The following is a 16,579-nucleotide window of genomic DNA, read 5'->3' as shown; positions in this document are numbered from 1 at the left end:
TGGCGCAGTGGGGCAGCAGGGCGGGTGCGCTCATTGCATGGGCCGCGTATCCCGCACTTCGTTTTCAAGCGTGGGCTCTGGAGCGGGCCCACGCTTGGACACCTGGCTGGGCAAGAATTACTTGTCTCGCAGATCCGTGGTCTTGGCCAGTCCCTGCCAAATGACCGCATCGGCTTTGATGGAGTCGGCGAATTGTTTGGCCGTGCGGTTGGGCGGAACGATCATGTTCTGCGCTTCGATCTTTGGCCGAACTTCTGGACTCTGCTGGATGCGGTTAATCTCGGTGGCCAGGCGGTCAATGATGGCTTGAGGTGTGCCCTTCGGTACAAAAATTCCGTACCAGCCGTCCGCATCGAACGTAAAGCCTTGCTCAGTCAAGCGTGGCACATCTTGTGTGGCGGGCCAGCGTTGCGAGCCCGTCGTGCCCAAAGCGGTCAGGCGGCCTTCGCGAATGTGCGGAATGGGCGAGGCAATATCAACGAATCCCACGCTGATGTTGTTGCCTATCAGGTCGGTGACTTCTTGCGGAATGCTCTTGTAGGGCACATGAGGCATGTCCAGGCCGTAACGCGCCTTGATGCCTTCCATCGCCAGGTGGCCAGACGAGCCGTTGCCCCATGAAGAATAGGGGAGCTTGCCAGGGTTGGCTTTGGCATAGGCCACCATATCAGCCAGGTTCTTGAAGCCTGTCTTGGGGTTGGCAACCAACAAAATGCCCGCCGCGCCGACCTGAGCCACAGGGATCAGGTCTTTTTCAGTGTCATAGGGCAATTTGGCCTGAATGACCGGGTTGATCAGGATGGCCGATGAGGGAGCCAGCAATAAGGTGTAACCGTCCCCACTGGCTTTGGCCGCCTGATCGGCAGCGATGATGCCGTTGGCGCCGGGTTTGTTGTCGATGATGATGGGCTGCTTGAGGATGTTCTGCAGTGGCATCGAGATCAAGCGGGCAAAAATGTCTCCGCCAGCGCCAGGTGCGCTCGGCACTATCAGGCGAATCGGCTTGGACGGCCAGTTATCACCTTGTGCCAGGGCAGGGGCGAACGCGCTGGACAGCAAGCTGCCCAACAGGGCGCTGGCCACGACGATGCGGCGTTTGATCAGGCTTTTATTCATGCATGTCTCCTTTTGAGTACTGACTTCTAGATTCGGGGGGAGCTCGGGCTCTTCAAACGGCGGTGGCGGTGTCGGTCTGCTTGTTGCGGCTGAGTTCTTTTTGAACGGCTGGAATAATGGTGCTGCCCCAGAGATCGATCTGCTTGAGCATGGCCGCTTGGTCGAAATCGCCCAGTTGAGTCTGAATGGCGATGTGCTTGGGCTTGAGGATGCTGATTTCCTCCAGCAACTTGTCTATCACCTGGTTGACGGAACCGACAGGCAGGTTCTCCTTCAGCTGCTCCATGGTGGGATCGGTTGCAGAAGGGACTTCCTTGACCATATAGCCGTCGTCGGACTGTGCGCGGCGGTATTTCAGGCTTTCAGAAATGCGCCGCTGAAAGCGTGCGCAGTTCAGGTATGCGTCAATTTCAGAAGGCTTGTCTGATGCATAGGCGCAGCGCAGGAAGCCGAACTTCACATCGCGGTCAAGATCTGCACCGTTATCCTGGGCCACTTTCTCCAGACGCCCCCGCAGATCGGTGATGGCCTGATTGCCGCCCAGCAGTGCTGTGACGAACAGGTTGTAGCCTTCGCGCACGCCGCGGCCCAGCGCGACGGGGTTGCCTGATGTGATCCAGACGGGTGGCATCGGGCTTTGCAGCGGACGTACTGCGACGGAGCTTGGCGGCATCTTGAGAAACTTGCCGTCGTATTCAACAATTTTCTGGGTCAGGCCTTTGGGGATGATGTCCAGGAACTCGTTGTAGATCTCTGCGGCATCCTGAATTTTCACGCCAAAGCGCTCAAATTCGAACTCCTGATAGCCCGAGCCCACGCCGAGGTCCAGACGGCCGTTGGAGACGACATCGGCAAACCCCACCTCGGCCAGGAATCGCGCCGGCTGATACAGCGGAAGGATGCAAACTGCGGTTCCCAGCCGGATGCGCTCGGTCTTGCCTGCCATGTGAGCCACCATCATCAGCGGCGAGGGCGAAAGCGAATAGTTGTTAAAGTGATGCTCTGCGTACCAGGCGTTGGTAAAGCCGGCTTGTTCCGCGGCTACCGTCTGCTCGATCGAGTTGTAGATCACTTGTTGCGGGGTTTGATGGTAACCCCGCTGCTGGGCCAGGATGAATACGCCGAAGTCCATTGACTGTCTCCAAAAAAACGCGCTGCCTTGATATGCAGCAAATTTTATGGATCCAGGAGGATTTAACTATCACCAATATTGAAGTTCAGAACTGCGTTAATTGGAGGAGTCATGGATAGATTGCGCGCCATGGAGCTGTTTCTATCCATATCCCAGACTCAGAATTTTTCGGAGACTGCTCGCCAGTTTGGAATATCGGCAACTGCAGTTTCACGGATGGTCACTGAGCTGGAGGAGGACCTGAACGTCAAGCTCTTGCTGCGTTCCACCCGCCAGGTGGTGCTCACCGAGTCGGGCCAAGAGTACGCCCAGCAGCTGGAAGGCATTCTTTTTCAAATCAATGAGCTTCGTACCAACATCACGGCCATCAGCCATGCACCGCAAGGCCTTTTGCGGGTGCATTCGAGGGTGATGTTCGGGCTCGGTGTGCTGCCTCAACTGATCGCCGACTTCCGAAAACTCTACCCTGACATCCATATCGAACTGGTACTGGCAGAGTCGCAAGCGGATCTGAGGCGCAGCCAGATCGACATTGATTTTCGTATTTCTCCGCCGGTGGAGGCCGGGGTCAAGCGCCGCATGTTGTTTCAGAGCCATCGTCATCTGGTGGCATCGCCTGCCTATCTGTCGGGAAAGCCACCGCTCTCCAAACCAGAGGACATTCTGGAGCATGAGTGCCTGGCCTATTACCGGCCCGGGGATGAATACACCTGGCTGTTCAAGCAGGACGAGCAGCAAAAAACCATGGCCTTCAAGCCCCGGCATGTCAGCAACAGCGGGTTTGCCCTTCTGGAATTGGCACGCCTGGGTGAGGGTCTGGCCTTGCTGGATGACTACACGGTCCATGACGACATTCTTCATGGGCGCCTGATTCGCATCTTGCCGGAATTTCGCATCACCAACACAAGCTTTGGCCAGGGTATGTTCGCCACCATCTCTGACACGCCGATTGTCCCGGCCAAGATCCGGCTATTTCTGGATTTTGTGGCGGAGCATGTGGCCGGGCCGGAGCTTCGCTTCACGGCCCATGCCAAGAGCTCTCGGCTTCTGACCAAGACCAGTTGACGACGCTAAACGGCAACGCGAGTTTGGCGCGTTCATGAATGCAATTCAAAGCGCAAGGCGGCACGAGGGACGGGCCATGCCAGTAAACCCCAGCCCACTCAGTTTGAGTAGGCCTCCATCAAGAGGCCCGGACGCGCTGAGGCGTCCGCTGTCACTGATGCTGGTGATGAACATGTCACTCATGGCTGGACCTCCGAAGCACAATGCCGTGGGGTGCTTGACTGGCAATTCAATCCGGTGAGTGTGCTTGCCAGATTCGTCGAAGCGAATCAGGGCGCCCGCACGTACCAGCGCAGTCCAAAGCCCGCCATCGCGGTCGAAGCAGCAACCGTCCGGACTGGAGTTGTACGGCTCGGTGTTGACAAACACCTGCTTGTCCGAGAAGGTGCCATCGGCACCCATGGCGTAAGAGTAAATGCAATGCGCAGCGCTGTCGGCCACGTACAGGCGCCCATTGTTGGGGCTCACGCAAGGGCCGTTGGTGATGCCCAGGCCGGTGTCCACCCTGTTCAGCTGCAATGAAGTGCCCAGTCGATACAGGCCGCCCAAAGGCTCTTCACCCGGCTCACGGGCAATGTGCATGGTCCCCACCAAAAAACTGCCGTCGGGCAGAGCGTTGCCGTCGTTCAGGCGCAAATTGGGATGAGAGCAGCCAATGTGTCCCAGCATGCGCAGCTCGCCGCTGGGCCGGCTCATGGCGGCGATGTGCTCCTTCATGGCAATGATCAGGCTGCCGTCCTCGTTGAACGCAAACGAGCCTAGCGGTGCAGGCGCTTCGTAGCGTGAGACGACTGCCCCCGTATCGGGATTCAGCGCGAACACCAGTCCAGCGCGGCAGTCCATGATCCAAAGCTGCCCTTCAAACCAGGTCGGGCACTCACCCAAGGCGGTTTTTAATTCTCCCAGACGCTGAATGTTCACTGCTTGCCTTTGTGCTCAATCGCGATGGACGCGTTGCTCGCGGGTTATGAATTCGTGTCGAATTGAACTGGCGATATTGAACGAGTTAAGAAAGCTCATTGCTTCTCATTTTGTAAAACTCTATCGCGAAATGATGGGTAATCCTTGGTGTAGGCGTGTCCTACAATTTTTTGCAATCACCCTACACGTTTATTCAATCGATGCAAAATGTTTTGATTACCGGCGCAGCGTCCGGCATTGGCCGCGATACCGCTCGCCTGTTTGCCAGCGCCGGCTGGCAATGTGTACTGGTTGATCGCAATGCGCAGGCTTTGGAAAAGGTGGTGCGCAGCCTGCCTGCACATGGCGGCGTCACGCATTTTCCAAGAGTCATCGATCTGACAGACCGCCAGCAGATCGCCTCACTCGCGGAGGGTACGCCCGCACTGGACGCTATCTTGAACAACGCAGGCATGACGGAGCCGTCCACGCTGCCCTTGATTGAGCAGACCCCAGAGCAACTGCAGCGCCTGCTTGCGCTGAACCTCACGGCACCGGCTGCCGTGGTGGACGCCTGTGCCGGTCTTCTTCGTCCTGGCGCCCGGGTCGTGAATGTCTCCTCGGGCGCGGGGCTGGCTGCCATCCCCTGGCGGGGCGCCTACAGCCCCAGCAAAGCCGGTCTCATCGCGCAGACCATGGCCTTGGCCCAAGCGCGACCTGATCTCTGCGTCACAGTATTGGCGCCTGGCTTTGTGCGTACCGAACTCGTAGAGAGCCTGATTCAATCGGGCCGCCTGGTTCCCGAAGGTGCCGTGGCCAAGATCCCCCTGGGGCGCATGGCTGCCCCGGCGGAAATGGCACGCGCCTTGTTCTTTCTCGCCAGTGCAGGTGCCCGGCCACTTCGCGGGCAGATTCTGGCACTCAATGGCGGCTCTTCGATTTCCGGTGCAAGCCGCCCCTACGCGCCCACTACGATTGACACGTTGCCGCTGGACGGGCCGGTGAAGCTTGATGTTCGGGGTGACCATGCCGGGCCATGGCACAGCTGGGCCGAGGCCTCTACGGGAACCACGGCCTACGAAGCTTGCCTGGATGTCTCGGCACTCTCCGCGCCCGAGGGCGGACTCTTGCAGGCCGTGCATCTGGCGGCAACGCGTTTTGCGGGCCGCCATGACCAGCAGGCCAGCCTCACGGTGTTGTTGCCCTCGCGTTCTACAGCCCGCTGGCAAGCCGCAGGCGACGCGGCCGCCGCACGCATGCTGGTGTCCACCCTGGCGTGCGAATGGGGCAGTCTGGCGCTTCGCATCAATGCGGTCGAAGTGCCTGAAGACCTTGAGCCATCGCAATTGCACCCGCTGCTGGCCTACGTCTGCGGCCCAGCCGCCCAATACCTGACCGGACAGACTCTGAGGTGCCGCGGCAGCGCTTCGCAGTCAGAAGCATGACAAAAGTGCCTGAGTCTGCGGCCGACATAGAGCGCTCCCGAATCAAGGCGTTCTTTACCGCAGAGCGTGGTTACTGGCGCCCGTGGGCCGAAACCATGCTTGAAGTCAGCCCTGGTTTCGTGGAGCAATACGCGCGCTATGCGGGGTACCCGGCGCGCACGGGGCCGCTCTCGCCGCGCATGGTGGAACTGATCTATGTCGCGCTGGACACATCATCATCGCATCTGTTCGCCTCTGGCCTGGAAACCCACATGCGCAAGGCGCTGGAAGTGGGCGCCACTCAGTCCGATATCTTTGACGTGCTGCATCTGGTGGCCGTACAAGGCGCTGTCAGCGCCTGCCAGGCCGCCGACATCCTGGCCGAACTGGCAGGAACCGATGAACTTGAGGAGTTGGATGCGCACCTGAAAGCGCGCATCGATCAACTCGGCCCCGAACACGCGCTGGCCCTGCAAGCGGTTGCGCGGATGGACTCTGGCTATGCAGCCATGCTGCTGGACTTTATAGAACATGGCAGACCCGTGGGCGGCCTCGAACCTGGTGAGCGCAGCCTGGTCCAACTGGCGCTTCACGCCTGCTTCACGGCATTCAATCCGCACGCCACCCGGCAGATGGTGGTCACGGGACTTTCTCAAGGGCTGTCTCGGGCTGAAATGCTGCAAGCCATTCAACTCGGTGCGCACCTCGCGGTCCATGGAACCGCTTTAGGGGTCAATACGTTTCGCGGGCTTTAGCGGCGCAGACTCTTAGGGAGAATGGCGCTTGCTTCAGGGTGTCTGCTCGTTGATTGTCGAAGGAGCCGAGATTCTTGTTTCCGTCATTCCCGCGCAGGCGGGAATCCAGCGACAGGGTTGAGATGAGGCCTGGATTCCCGTCTGCGCGGGAATGACGGAGGGTTGAATACCTCCACTTCAATCAACGTCGCAGACCGCGCGAGGGCAGTGATCCGGGGGGCAGCCATCCGGGCGTGAGGGGTTTTGCAGAGACTCCCTAGCATTCCTTGGCTGCCACCGCTCCCAGTTTGGTCTCCTGCCTGGGAAACTCCTGTTCCAGATAGGCCAGCAGCGCGGTCAACGCCGCGCTGTTGTTGCGCCGCTGTGCATAAGCCGCATACAGCCATACGTCCTGGGGAATGAAGCGTTCCAGTACGGGCTTTAATTGACCCTTTTCAAGTTGCTCGGCCACGGTGAGACGGGCGATGTAGATCACCCCCAGGTCGTGCATGGCCAAGGTCACCATAGGCGCCAGGCTGGAACTTTCGACGTGCGGGTCCAGCGGCAGATCAAAGCGTTTTCCGTTGTCTATGAAGGCCCAGTTAGGCACTTCGCCTGAGCGCACCACGGTCAGTGTCTGGTGTGTCGACAGATCGCGTGGATGCTTGGGCTCGCCGTACTTGGCCCAGTAAGCTGGCGTGGCGACGATGACCCGCTCGATAGGCATGAGGCGGCGCACAATCAGGTTGGCATTGGGCACAGGTCCCACGCGCAGCGCAATATCAACGCCTTCCTCTGCCAGATCGACCACGCGGTCGGTGGCACGAAGGTCCAGCGACACAGCAGGGTGGCGCACCAGAAAGCGCGCCAGCAAGGTAGGTAACTGTGTTTGCAGCAAGGGATGCGGCACCGTCAGTGTGAGCCTTCCACTGGGCGTAGTGGCGCGGTCGTGCAGCTCACCGGTCGTGATCTGCACCAGCTCCAGCATGGGCCCTGAGCGCTGTAGCAGCAGATGACCCGCATCGGTCAGTGAGACCTTGCGTGTGGTGCGGTTGAACAGGCGCACGCCAAAGCGGGTCTCCAATGCGGCCACGTACTTGCTCACATTGGCAGGCGACATGTCGAGTGCGCGTGCAGCGGCAGAAAAGCTACCGCGCTGGGCAACTTCGCGAAAGGTTTGAATCAGTTCGAGAGAGTCCATAGCCTAGTGTCGTGAGTTGGAAGTGCGTTGAAGAAAAAATTCTGTCGAAATCGGTGTCAGGCAAGGAACAAACCGCAGGGATACCGAGTGGTATCGCGAGGAGTTGTGGGGCCGCCGAGGTGACGCCGCATGGCGCCGATTCTCGGCAGAATTGTTCAACGAACTTCCAATTCACGACACTAAATTATTTCCTATTCGGAAAAAGTCTTGTTCCTGGATGGTAGTTTGAAATCAAGTCTCCCAGGCGCAAACTTCGTCTTACGGAGCGGCGACAAGCCTCTTTCAGACAAACAACCTCTCCTAAGAGAGCCCGGGCCAACATAAAAAGACACGGACTTGATTGAAAAGCTGACCCATCGGCCAATGGCCACCAGACCACAGATCGATCGGCAGCATCACTTTACGAACTTAAAGGAAAACTATCATGAAAACCAGAAATATCGCCCTTGCTACCTTGCTCGCTACTGCATTCGCTGGCAATGCGTTCGCATTTCCCGTCTCTGGCGAAGGCCCATTCTTTCAAAACGATGCGGTGACAGTGAGTGCCACCAGTCGTGAAGCGGTTCAGCAAGACGCTATCGCTCATCGTCCCGCTGCTGGCGCTCAGAATGCCGTTGCTGCTGTACGGGCAGCCTCCAGCCAGTTGACTCGTGCGCAAGTGCGTGCCGACACTGTCGAGGCAGTGGCCCACGGCCAATTTGCCAAGAGCGGCGAAATGAGCTGATTGTTGCGCCCCGCGCCGCCGGACCGCAGGACCCCGCGCGCTCAAAAGCGCGGGGGTGAGAAAAACGAGATGCCCGTCATCTCGTTTTTTTTGGCCCAAAAAGATTCAACGACCGGTGCGGGCGATGTAGCGCTTGCGAAGGAAGATCACGATCACGGCCAGGGCCAGGCAGGTCATGATGCTGAAGATGACCCACATCGCACCAGAACTGTGAATCAAGGGTAGATGCTCGAAATTCATGCCGAAAAAACCTGTCACCAGATTCAAGGGCAGGAAGATGGCGGTCACCGCAGTGAGGGTGCGCATGATGTCATTGGTCCGGTGTCCCTGCACGGAAAAATGAATCTGCACGACGGTCTCGGCCGACTGTTCCAGGCGCCGGGCGTGGTGCATCACGCGGTCTATGTGCTCGCCTACGTCGCGCGCTCGCGCCATCAGCTGATCGCGCTGGGCCTGCGCGACCATCGCATCGGGCGAAAAATTCGTCAAAGGCTGCTCGCGCAGATTGTCCACCCACTCCTGAATGGCATCGCGCTGCCCTTCGCACAGGTCTTCGAGCAAATGCAATTGGCGGCGCGCCTCCATCAAGGCGCCCCAGTCTGCAAATTGAGAATCCGGCTTGATCAATTCGGCCTGCATCTGCTCCAGATGGGTCGACAGGTCCTTGCGCAAGTCGAGGTAGCTGTCGACCATGGTGTTGATCATGCGCAGTGCGAGGTCGGCTGGACTGGCAGGCAAGCGCGATCGGACGCTGGTTGCGTCAATGCTCAGCCGAGCGTCAGCTGCAAAGCGCTGTACATAGGTATTGGGGATATGGCAGCCGGGTGGATGCAGGCTGATAAGCAAGCGGTCGAAAATGGCAAAACCCACCGCCCGCGAGTTGATCCGGGCAAAGGCGGGGGGCATGGCGTCGGCCTTGCGGTTGCGCGATGCATAGCCCTGGTTGTGGTACGCGACGATGGCCGCCTCGCGCTCGGCATCTTGCTGCACCTCCAGTTGTGTCGCCAGACGCCGAAAGATCACCACGTCATACACAGAAGTCGAATCGTAGTTCGAAGGGTGCTGTTCGCTGTTCAAGTCCAGCCAGTGCAGATCCAGCAGGCCTGAACCACCCAGGCACTGGGCGGCAGCTTGTAGGGCGGCCTGATGCCGAGGGAGCTCAGCGCGTTCGAGGTAGGCCCATACGAAACCATCCGCAGGGACTTCAGACGGCAGCTCGTCGAGAAACCGCAGGCTGTTGCCGGTGAATTCGAGGATGTGCACTGTGAGGGTACGGTGTTATGCCAAGCCCGCTCGGGGATGGTGGGTCATGGCCGTTGAAGCAGGCGAGCAGCCTCAAGAGCGAAATAAGTCAGCACGCCATCGGCACCAGCGCGTTTGAAGGCCAACAGGCTCTCCATCATGACTGCATCGTGGTCAAGCCAGCCGTTTTGCGCCGCGGCCTTCAGCATGGCATATTCGCCGCTCACCTGATAGGCGAAGGTGGGGACATGAAATTCGTCTTTCACTCGGCGCACGATATCCAGGTAGGGCATGCCAGGCTTGACCATCACCATGTCGGCGCCTTCCTGCAGGTCGATGGCCACCTCACGCAAGGCCTCATCGCTGTTGCCGGGGTCCATCTGATAGACCTTCTTGTTGCTCTTGCCCAGGTTGGAGGCAGAGCCCACTGCATCACGAAACGGCCCGTAGAAAGCGCTGGCATATTTTGCACTGTAGGCCATGATGCGCGTGTGAATATGCCCATGGGCTTCCAGTGCGGAGCGAATGGCGCCAATGCGCCCGTCCATCATGTCGCTCGGCGCCACGATATCCACACCTGCAGCCGCCTGCGTCAAGGCCTGCTTGGTCAGTTGGCCAACGGTCTCGTCATTCAGTATGTAGCCCGTGTCATCAAGCCAGCCGTCCTGCCCGTGGCTGGTGTAAGGATCTAGCGCCACATCGGTCATGACACCGAGTTCAGGAAATCGCTTTTTCAGCTCGCGGACAACGGTGGGAATCAGGCCCTCGGGGTTGGTGCTTTCGCTGCCCTTTTCGTCCTTGAGCTGGCTGTCGATGACCGGGAACAGCGCCATCACCGGAATGCCCAGCTCGACGCACTCCTGCGCCACCGGCAGCAATTCATCCAATGAAAGTCGTTCCACGCCGGGCATGGAAGCCACATTTTCCCGGCGCTTTTGACCTTCCAGCACGAAAACGGGGTAGATCAGATCGTTGGCGCTCACTGCGTGCTCACGCACCAGGCGGCGAGTGAAGTCATCGCGGCGCAGGCGGCGTGGCCGGTTGGCGGGAAATGAGGCGGGGGGGAAGGTCATGGCCTGGATTTTATGCCCCCCCTGAGGCGCTTACGCGCCTTCCCCCCAGGGGGACGCAGCCAGCGGCCTGGCAAAGCCAGCTCCGCGGCTACTCCCGAATGGCCTGCTCCGCGGCCTTCTGAGGGGGACGCAGCCAGCGGCTTGGCAAAGCCAGCTCCGCGGCTACTTCCGAATGGCCTGCTCCGCGGCCTTGCGATCTTGCTCCCTCTCCCGCTTGCGGGAGAGGGGGGGGTGAGGGTAGACGGCGCTGGCAAACAATTGGCCCTTACTGAGCGCTCAGAGAAACTGCCCCTCTGGTCCCCGGACCATTCGCTGCATCCAAGGGCTTTCCCTCATTCGTAGACAAATCCACCGCAAATCGCATCAAAGAGTTTACTTTTGTAGTATATTTCTTCCGGGCAGTTCGCTGCTCCCCGCTTTTCCTCCCTGAGCGGGTGCTTGATTGCACTTTGCAAACAAGCTTATTCAGCCTCGGCCCCTGTGGCCGAGGTTTTTTCTTGTGGGCTACGCAGAGACCACACGCCTGCGGGAATTCATCACCGCTACACTTGCCCCATGCTCTGGATCAAGGCTCTGCATATCGTCTTCGTTGCGAGTTGGTTTGCCGGCTTGTTTTATCTGCCACGGATCTTCGTCAATTTGGCGATGGTGCCTGCCGGTTCCGTGGCCGAACACGCGCGGCTGCTGCTCATGGCCCGCAAGCTCTACCGCTTCATGACCCTGCTCGCCATTCCCGCGTTGGCGCTGGGTTTGTGGTTGTGGGTGGGCTACCGGATTGGCATGGGCCCCGGCAATGGCTGGATGCACGCCAAGCTGCTGATTGTGGTGCTGCTTCTGGGATATCACCACTGGTGCGGTCGTCTGCTCCGAGACTTCGAGGCCGGCCGGCCCGCACGCGGACACGTCTGGTTCCGCTGGTTCAACGAAGCACCCGTCTTGATGTTGTTGGCTGCCGTCATCCTGGTGGTCGTCAAGCCGTTCTGAACGCCGTTGGGCGCTCTCCATGAACCGCTACAAGTCCGCCGCGCGTCCGCTGTCATTTCTATATGCGGCGCTGATCGTCTACGCCAGCTTGTACCCCTTTTCGGGGTGGCGTGACCAAGGCCTGGCTCCGTGGGCCTTTACCGCAGCGCCCTTGCCGCAATACTGGACACGCTTCGACATCATCGCCAACGTGGCGGGCTATGTGCCCATGGGGTTTCTTCTCACCCTCGCGCTGTTGCGGGCCCACTGGCGATGGCCAGCGGTCGTGCTGGCGACGCTGGTCACGGCATTGCTGTCGTTCACCATGGAGGCCTTGCAGTCGTATCTGCCTATCCGGGTGGCCTCCAATCTGGATTGGGGTCTCAACGCGACTGGCGGGGTGATAGGCGCGTTGACCGCCTATGTACTGGAGCGCTTGGGGGCCATTGACCGTTGGCGCCGCTTTCGAGCGCTCTGGTTCGTACACGACTCACGTGGCGCCCTGGTCTTGCTTGCGCTCTGGCCCGTCGGGCTTCTGTTTACACCGCCTGTCGCTTTGGGGCTGGGGCAGGTCTATGAGCGCCTGGAAGATGCGCTTGCGCAGGTCCTGGAAGACACGCCATTTCTCGAATGGCTGCCACTTAGAGAACTGGATCTTCAGCCTTTGCTGCCCGGTGTCGAGCTGATTTGCGTGGCACTGGGGGCTTTGGTTCCTTGCCTGCTCGGCTATACCATCATTCGCGACCGGGGGCGCAGGGCTTTGTTTGCAATGTCTGCCCTCACACTGGGAGTGCTTGTTTCTGCGCTGTCGGCCGCCCTGACATGGGGCCCGGTGTATGCCTGGGCGTGGGTCAGCCAGCCGGTGGAGGCTGGGCTGATGGTGGGTGCGTTCGCCGCATTCGCGACCTTGTTTCTTCCGCCGCGGGTCTGTGGCGTCCTGCTGATGGTCGCCCTCGTGACCCAGGTCGTGATGCTCAACGCGGCGCCGGAGAGCGCGTACTTCTCGGCTACCCTTCAAAGCTGGGAGCAAGGCCGTTTCATCCATTTCCACGGGCTGGCGCAGTGGGTGGGTTGGTTGTGGCCCTATGTAACCTTTATCTACCTTCTGATCCATGCGTTTCGCGCCGATAGACATCCGGCCACTCCTGTCCCGCGCATCGATGAGGCCCATGGTGTCAGTCGAGCCAATTCCTTATCTGATGATGGCTTGTCCAAAGCCCTCGAGACTCAGCAGCGCGACCCATCCGGCCGCTAATCACGTCAACATGCTCCAAGGCAAGGGACAGGGGCAGTGCCCCTCTGTGCCGGAAAAGCGTACACGTTCTAGAATCTCCGCACATGACCGCCACCGATACCTCGTCTTCGTACTACCAGCGCCACATTTTCTTTTGCCTGAACAAGCGAGAAAATGGGGATTCTTGCTGTGCTGACCACAATGCGCAGGCCGCGTTTGACTACTGCAAAGCCGAAGTCAAGAAGCAAGGCCTGTCTGGCCCCGGCAAGGTGAGGGTCAACAAGGCAGGGTGCCTGGACCGCTGCGCGGGAGGCCCTATCGCGGTGGTGTATCCAGAGGCGGTCTGGTATTCCTATGTCGACCAAACCGACATCCAGGAAATCGTAGAGTCCCATCTGAAAAGCGGTGTGGTGGTCGAGCGCTTGTTGACGCCCCCGGATGTAGGCCGCTGACCGCACTTGCCGAATGCCGGGCAACGCGCCCGGGAATTGTTTCGATACATAGTCAAAGCCGTCTGCAATACAGGTGCTCATCGCCAAGCTGCTATACTTTAAGTAGCTAAATGAATGCTCAAACCCAAACGTTGACCCTCTCCGGCCCGGCTGGTGCCATAGAGGCGCTGATCGATGCGCCGTCGCCAGATCTGTCTCAGTCTCTGCTGGGAACGGTGGTGGTGGCTCATCCGCATCCGCAATTTGGCGGCACCATGACCAACAAGGTTGTGCAGACCATTGCGCGCGCTTTTGTGCAAAGTGGTTGGCGGGCAGTGCGCTTCAATTTTCGGGGTGTCGGCGCGAGCGCCGGGGCTTACGATGAAGGCCGTGGCGAACTGGACGATTTGCTGGCTGTGGTTGAATCCCAGGTGCCTTCAGGTGCTCCTCTGGCGCTGGCAGGCTTCTCGTTTGGTGCTTTTGTCACCGCCTGCGCGTTGGAGCGCCTGCGGCCCATCCGTCCCATTGCCAGCGCTGTATTGGTTGGCACCGCAGTCTCGCGCTTCAATGCCGAGCCTGTCCATCCTGATCTGCATTCCCAGACTCTGGTGATACATGGGGAGCAAGATGACACCGTTCCCCTGGCCTCGGTGCTCGACTGGGCCAGGCCGCAATCGCTTCCTGTGACTGTGGTGCCCGGGGGCGAGCATTTCTTTCATGGCCAATTGCCCCTGCTCAAGACGCTGGTCGCACGCCATGCGCGTGCCTGAAGCGGCTTACTCTCTTTTTTGCGCTTTTCCCATGAACCGATTTTTCAAGACACTCGCTGCACTCACTCTCTCTGCACTGACGTTCGTCGCCGCGGCGCAATCGTCCCAGCTTCCCCAACCGCCTGAAGTCGCTGCCAAATCCTGGTTGGTCATGGACGTCACGGCTGGCCAGATTCTGGGCTCCAAAGACATCGATTCCCCGGTGGAACCTGCTTCCCTGACGAAGCTCATGGCCGCCTACGTCGTATTCGATGCGCTGCGGGCCAAGAAAATCAGCTTGAGCCAAACCATGCCGGTCAGCCAGCGTGCTTGGAAAATGCCGGGATCGCGTATGTTCATTGATCCCAAGATGCAGGTGCCAGTCGAGGACCTCATCAAGGGCATGATCGTTCAATCTGGCAACGATGCCACGGTCGCTCTGGCCGAAGGTGTTGGCGGTTCAGTCGAGCGCTTTGTTCAGTTGATGAACGACCAGGCCAAGGCGCTCGGTTTGAAAAACACCAGCTACAAAAACCCGGAAGGTTTGACTGAAGCCGGGCACACCACCACGGCGCGCGACCTGGCAACCCTGTCCATGCGCCTGTTGCAAGACTTTCCAGACGACGCGCGCTACTACTCCATCAAGAAGTACCACTACGCCGGCACGCCTGTCAGCAACGCCACCAACCGCAACCCCTTGCTGCACCGCGATCCGACCGTCGATGGTCTGAAAACGGGACACACCAATGCAGCGGGCTACTGCCTCGTGGCCACGGCCAATCGTGATTTTCCCAACATGGGCTCGCGCCGCGTTCTGACGGTGGTTTTGGGCGCCGCCAGCGAAAGTGCGCGTGCCAGCGAATCGCAGAAGCTCCTCAATTGGGGTTATACCGCCTACGAAGGCATCAAGCTGTTTGATGGTGGTCAGGCCGTGGTGACGCCCAAAATCTGGAAAGGCAAGGCGAGCGAGTTGAAACTTGGCCGCAACGAACCCATTGTGGTTGCAGTGCCAGCGGGAACCGCATCGCAGGTCAAGACCGAGATTGCACGCCCTGAGCCTCTGATTGCGCCAATCAAGCAGGGCCAGGCTGTAGCGACTTTGAAGGTCAAGCAGGGTGAGCAAATGCTGCTCGAAGTACCTCTGGTCGCCCTGGAAGGCGTGGAAGAGGCTGGATTCATGGGCCGGGCGTGGGACGCCGTGCGCCTGTGGATCAAGTAACTCCCAAGGGCATCCCATTGCGGGATTGCCCAATACGGGCTATACTTTAAGGCTTTCCCGCATTTTGGGGCGGGAAATTCAGGGCCTTTTTCCTTGGTAGCTGCTGGGGTCATTCGTTTGAATGGTGCTTGGCGTCATTCGTTTGAATGAGTCGTTGGGCAGCTAGTGGGGAGGGGCTTCAAGCGTGCGCTGCCGGGTAGTAGGCCGGGCGGCGCCTTTGGTTTTTCCAGACGTTTAGGGACGTTTTTTCAATGCCAACCATCAGTCAATTGGTGCGTCAGGGCCGGACAGTCGAGAAGTCGAAATCCAAGAGCCCCGCGATGCAAAACTCGCCGCAGCGTCGCGGTGTGTGCACTCGTGTGTATACAACGACGCCTAAGAAGCCAAACTCGGCTCTTCGTAAAGTTGCCAAAGTGCGTCTGACCAACGGTTTCGAGGTCATTTCGTACATCGGCGGTGAAGGCCACAACCTGCAAGAGCACAGTGTTGTGCTCGTGCGCGGTGGTCGTGTCAAGGACTTGCCGGGTGTGCGTTACCACATCGTGCGCGGTTCGCTCGATTTGCAAGGCGTGAAAGACCGCAAGCAGTCGCGCTCCAAATACGGTGCCAAGCGTCCGAAGAAAGCCTGATCGGCTTTTTAAGCGCTTTTGTCATTTTTCGGTGCTTGAATGGGGCCTTGGTCCTTCAATCAAGCGTAGTGACCTTGAACAAAGGTCGAGTAAGTGCAGGTTTGATGATCTGCGCGGTGTTCGAGTCAATAGGACTGGCCGAGCATCAGCTGAAGCAATATGAGGTGAAACATGCCACGTCGTCGCGAAGTCCCTAAACGTGAAATTCTGCCGGATCCAAAATACGGCAATGTCGAGCTTTCCAAGTTCATGAACGTGATCATGGAAGGCGGTAAAAAAGCGGTTGCCGAGCGCATCATTTATGGTGCTCTCGAGAACATGGAAAAGAAAAGCGGCAAAGATCCGCTTGAGCTTTTCGTGACCGCGATCAACAACGTCAAGCCGATGGTGGAAGTTAAATCCCGCCGCGTCGGTGGTGCGAACTACCAGGTTCCTGTTGAAGTGCGCCCAGTGCGCCGCCTGGCTCTGTCCATGCGCTGGATCAAGGAAGCTGCTCGCAAGCGTGGCGAAAAATCCATGGCGCAGCGTCTGGCCAACGAGTTGCTGGAAGCCAACGAAGGTCGTGGTGGCGCCATGAAAAAACGGGACGAAGTTCACCGTATGGCCGAAGCCAACAAGGCATTCAGCCACTTCCGCTTCTGATTATCGGTTCAGCGTTCGGCGTATTGCGTTGAGCGTGCTGCGGGCCTGGTGGCCCGCTGTTTTTCGCGCTGAACGCCGAACGCTCAACGCCCAACTCCACA

17 protein-coding genes are annotated in these 16,579 nt (G+C 59.1%); 11 read left to right on the top strand and 6 right to left on the bottom strand.

The window, feature by feature from the left end:
- Positions 1-117: 117 nt before the first annotated feature.
- Together ABIE13_RS15205 and ABIE13_RS15200 are read right to left on the bottom strand one after the other, a co-directional pair.
- Positions 118-1,116 carry a Bug family tripartite tricarboxylate transporter substrate binding protein gene (locus ABIE13_RS15205; protein ID WP_354444885.1) on the bottom strand — a complete coding sequence of 333 codons (999 nt, stop codon included), beginning with the start codon at positions 1,114-1,116 and terminating at the stop codon, positions 118-120.
- A gap of 52 nt (positions 1,117-1,168) precedes the next feature.
- Positions 1,169-2,248: an LLM class flavin-dependent oxidoreductase gene (locus ABIE13_RS15200; protein WP_354444883.1), complete on the bottom strand. Its 1,080-nt coding sequence runs from the start codon at positions 2,246-2,248 to the stop codon at positions 1,169-1,171.
- Between the two features lie 111 nt (positions 2,249-2,359).
- On the opposite strand from ABIE13_RS15200, the gene ABIE13_RS15195 reads away from it, so the two are divergent.
- Entirely contained in the window at positions 2,360-3,313 is a 954-nt protein-coding gene (locus tag ABIE13_RS15195; RefSeq protein WP_354444881.1) for a LysR family transcriptional regulator, read from the top strand.
- A gap of 45 nt (positions 3,314-3,358) precedes the next feature.
- Here the strand turns inward: ABIE13_RS15195 and ABIE13_RS15190 are convergent, their stop codons facing one another.
- Positions 3,359-4,234: an SMP-30/gluconolactonase/LRE family protein gene (locus ABIE13_RS15190; RefSeq protein WP_354444879.1), complete on the bottom strand. Its 876-nt coding sequence runs from the start codon at positions 4,232-4,234 to the stop codon at positions 3,359-3,361.
- A 200-nt stretch (positions 4,235-4,434) separates the two neighbouring features.
- Between ABIE13_RS15190 and ABIE13_RS15185 the strand changes: the two genes are divergently transcribed.
- Positions 4,435-5,658: an SDR family NAD(P)-dependent oxidoreductase gene (locus ABIE13_RS15185; protein WP_354444877.1), complete on the top strand. Its 1,224-nt coding sequence runs from the start codon at positions 4,435-4,437 to the stop codon at positions 5,656-5,658.
- Positions 5,655-6,392, top strand: coding sequence for a carboxymuconolactone decarboxylase family protein (locus ABIE13_RS15180; RefSeq protein WP_354444875.1), 738 nt, complete (start codon positions 5,655-5,657; stop codon positions 6,390-6,392). The genes ABIE13_RS15185 and ABIE13_RS15180 overlap by 4 nt, the downstream gene beginning before the upstream one ends.
- Positions 6,393-6,648: 256 nt before the next feature.
- Here the strand turns inward: ABIE13_RS15180 and ABIE13_RS15175 are convergent, their stop codons facing one another.
- Positions 6,649-7,572: a LysR family transcriptional regulator gene (locus ABIE13_RS15175; RefSeq protein WP_354444873.1), complete on the bottom strand. Its 924-nt coding sequence runs from the start codon at positions 7,570-7,572 to the stop codon at positions 6,649-6,651.
- 424 nt (positions 7,573-7,996) lie between these two features.
- Here ABIE13_RS15175 and ABIE13_RS15170 point away from each other — a divergent pair, with 424 nt between their 5' ends.
- Entirely contained in the window at positions 7,997-8,296 is a 300-nt protein-coding gene (locus ABIE13_RS15170) for a hypothetical protein (protein WP_354444871.1), read from the top strand.
- Positions 8,297-8,401: 105 nt separating this feature from the next.
- Here ABIE13_RS15170 and ABIE13_RS15165 read toward each other — a convergent pair whose 3' ends face one another.
- Together ABIE13_RS15165 and hemB are read right to left on the bottom strand one after the other, a co-directional pair.
- Positions 8,402-9,559: a magnesium transporter CorA family protein gene (locus ABIE13_RS15165; RefSeq protein WP_354444869.1), complete on the bottom strand. Its 1,158-nt coding sequence runs from the start codon at positions 9,557-9,559 to the stop codon at positions 8,402-8,404.
- Between the two features lie 44 nt (positions 9,560-9,603).
- On the bottom strand, positions 9,604-10,611 hold the full coding sequence (gene hemB, locus ABIE13_RS15160) for a porphobilinogen synthase (protein ID WP_354444867.1): 1,008 nt from the start codon (positions 10,609-10,611) through the stop codon (positions 9,604-9,606).
- 555 nt (positions 10,612-11,166) lie between these two features.
- Here hemB and ABIE13_RS15155 point away from each other — a divergent pair.
- From ABIE13_RS15155 to rpsG, 7 genes are all read left to right on the top strand, one after another.
- A complete protein-coding gene (locus ABIE13_RS15155; protein ID WP_354444865.1) occupies positions 11,167-11,595 on the top strand; it encodes a CopD family protein in 429 nt (142 codons plus the stop codon).
- 19 nt (positions 11,596-11,614) lie between these two features.
- Complete coding sequence (locus ABIE13_RS15150; protein WP_354444863.1) at positions 11,615-12,829, top strand: VanZ family protein; 1,215 nt, start codon at positions 11,615-11,617, stop codon at positions 12,827-12,829.
- Between the two features lie 83 nt (positions 12,830-12,912).
- Positions 12,913-13,260 carry a (2Fe-2S) ferredoxin domain-containing protein gene (locus ABIE13_RS15145; RefSeq protein WP_354444861.1) on the top strand — a complete coding sequence of 116 codons (348 nt, stop codon included), beginning with the start codon at positions 12,913-12,915 and terminating at the stop codon, positions 13,258-13,260.
- A 110-nt stretch (positions 13,261-13,370) separates the two neighbouring features.
- Complete coding sequence (locus ABIE13_RS15140) at positions 13,371-14,009, top strand: alpha/beta hydrolase (RefSeq protein WP_354444859.1); 639 nt, start codon at positions 13,371-13,373, stop codon at positions 14,007-14,009.
- Between the two features lie 31 nt (positions 14,010-14,040).
- Complete coding sequence (locus ABIE13_RS15135) at positions 14,041-15,207, top strand: D-alanyl-D-alanine carboxypeptidase family protein (protein WP_354444857.1); 1,167 nt, start codon at positions 14,041-14,043, stop codon at positions 15,205-15,207.
- Positions 15,208-15,458: 251 nt separating this feature from the next.
- On the top strand, positions 15,459-15,836 hold the full coding sequence (gene rpsL / locus ABIE13_RS15130) for a 30S ribosomal protein S12 (protein WP_028604395.1): 378 nt from the start codon (positions 15,459-15,461) through the stop codon (positions 15,834-15,836).
- Positions 15,837-16,007: 171 nt separating this feature from the next.
- Positions 16,008-16,478, top strand: a complete 471-nt coding sequence (gene rpsG, locus ABIE13_RS15125) for a 30S ribosomal protein S7 (protein ID WP_354444855.1) — start codon at positions 16,008-16,010, stop codon at positions 16,476-16,478.
- Positions 16,479-16,579 lie beyond the last annotated feature (101 nt).

The organism is Ottowia thiooxydans (genome assembly GCF_040548795.1).
Classification (GTDB): domain Bacteria; phylum Pseudomonadota; class Gammaproteobacteria; order Burkholderiales; family Burkholderiaceae_C; genus Ottowia; species Ottowia thiooxydans_A.
This window is presented reverse-complemented; position numbering and strand designations above follow the sequence as displayed.

Bases quoted from the DNA above. Each gene is read 5' to 3' on its own strand.
- ABIE13_RS15205 (WP_354444885.1), bottom strand. From the start codon at position 1,116: ATGAATAAAAGCCTGATCAAACGCCGCATCGTCGTGGCCAGCGCCCTG.
- ABIE13_RS15200 (WP_354444883.1), bottom strand. From the start codon at position 2,248: ATGGACTTCGGCGTATTCATCCTGGCCCAGCAGCGGGGTTACCATCAA.
- ABIE13_RS15195 (WP_354444881.1), top strand. From the start codon at position 2,360: ATGGATAGATTGCGCGCCATGGAGCTGTTTCTATCCATATCCCAGACT.
- ABIE13_RS15185 (WP_354444877.1), top strand. From the start codon at position 4,435: ATGCAAAATGTTTTGATTACCGGCGCAGCGTCCGGCATTGGCCGCGAT.
- ABIE13_RS15180 (WP_354444875.1), top strand. From the start codon at position 5,655: ATGACAAAAGTGCCTGAGTCTGCGGCCGACATAGAGCGCTCCCGAATC.
- ABIE13_RS15175 (WP_354444873.1), bottom strand. From the start codon at position 7,572: ATGGACTCTCTCGAACTGATTCAAACCTTTCGCGAAGTTGCCCAGCGC.
- ABIE13_RS15170 (WP_354444871.1), top strand. From the start codon at position 7,997: ATGAAAACCAGAAATATCGCCCTTGCTACCTTGCTCGCTACTGCATTC.
- hemB (WP_354444867.1), bottom strand. From the start codon at position 10,611: ATGACCTTCCCCCCCGCCTCATTTCCCGCCAACCGGCCACGCCGCCTG.
- ABIE13_RS15155 (WP_354444865.1), top strand. From the start codon at position 11,167: ATGCTCTGGATCAAGGCTCTGCATATCGTCTTCGTTGCGAGTTGGTTT.
- ABIE13_RS15150 (WP_354444863.1), top strand. From the start codon at position 11,615: ATGAACCGCTACAAGTCCGCCGCGCGTCCGCTGTCATTTCTATATGCG.
- ABIE13_RS15145 (WP_354444861.1), top strand. From the start codon at position 12,913: ATGACCGCCACCGATACCTCGTCTTCGTACTACCAGCGCCACATTTTC.
- ABIE13_RS15140 (WP_354444859.1), top strand. From the start codon at position 13,371: ATGAATGCTCAAACCCAAACGTTGACCCTCTCCGGCCCGGCTGGTGCC.
- ABIE13_RS15135 (WP_354444857.1), top strand. From the start codon at position 14,041: ATGAACCGATTTTTCAAGACACTCGCTGCACTCACTCTCTCTGCACTG.
- rpsL (WP_028604395.1), top strand. From the start codon at position 15,459: ATGCCAACCATCAGTCAATTGGTGCGTCAGGGCCGGACAGTCGAGAAG.
- rpsG (WP_354444855.1), top strand. From the start codon at position 16,008: ATGCCACGTCGTCGCGAAGTCCCTAAACGTGAAATTCTGCCGGATCCA.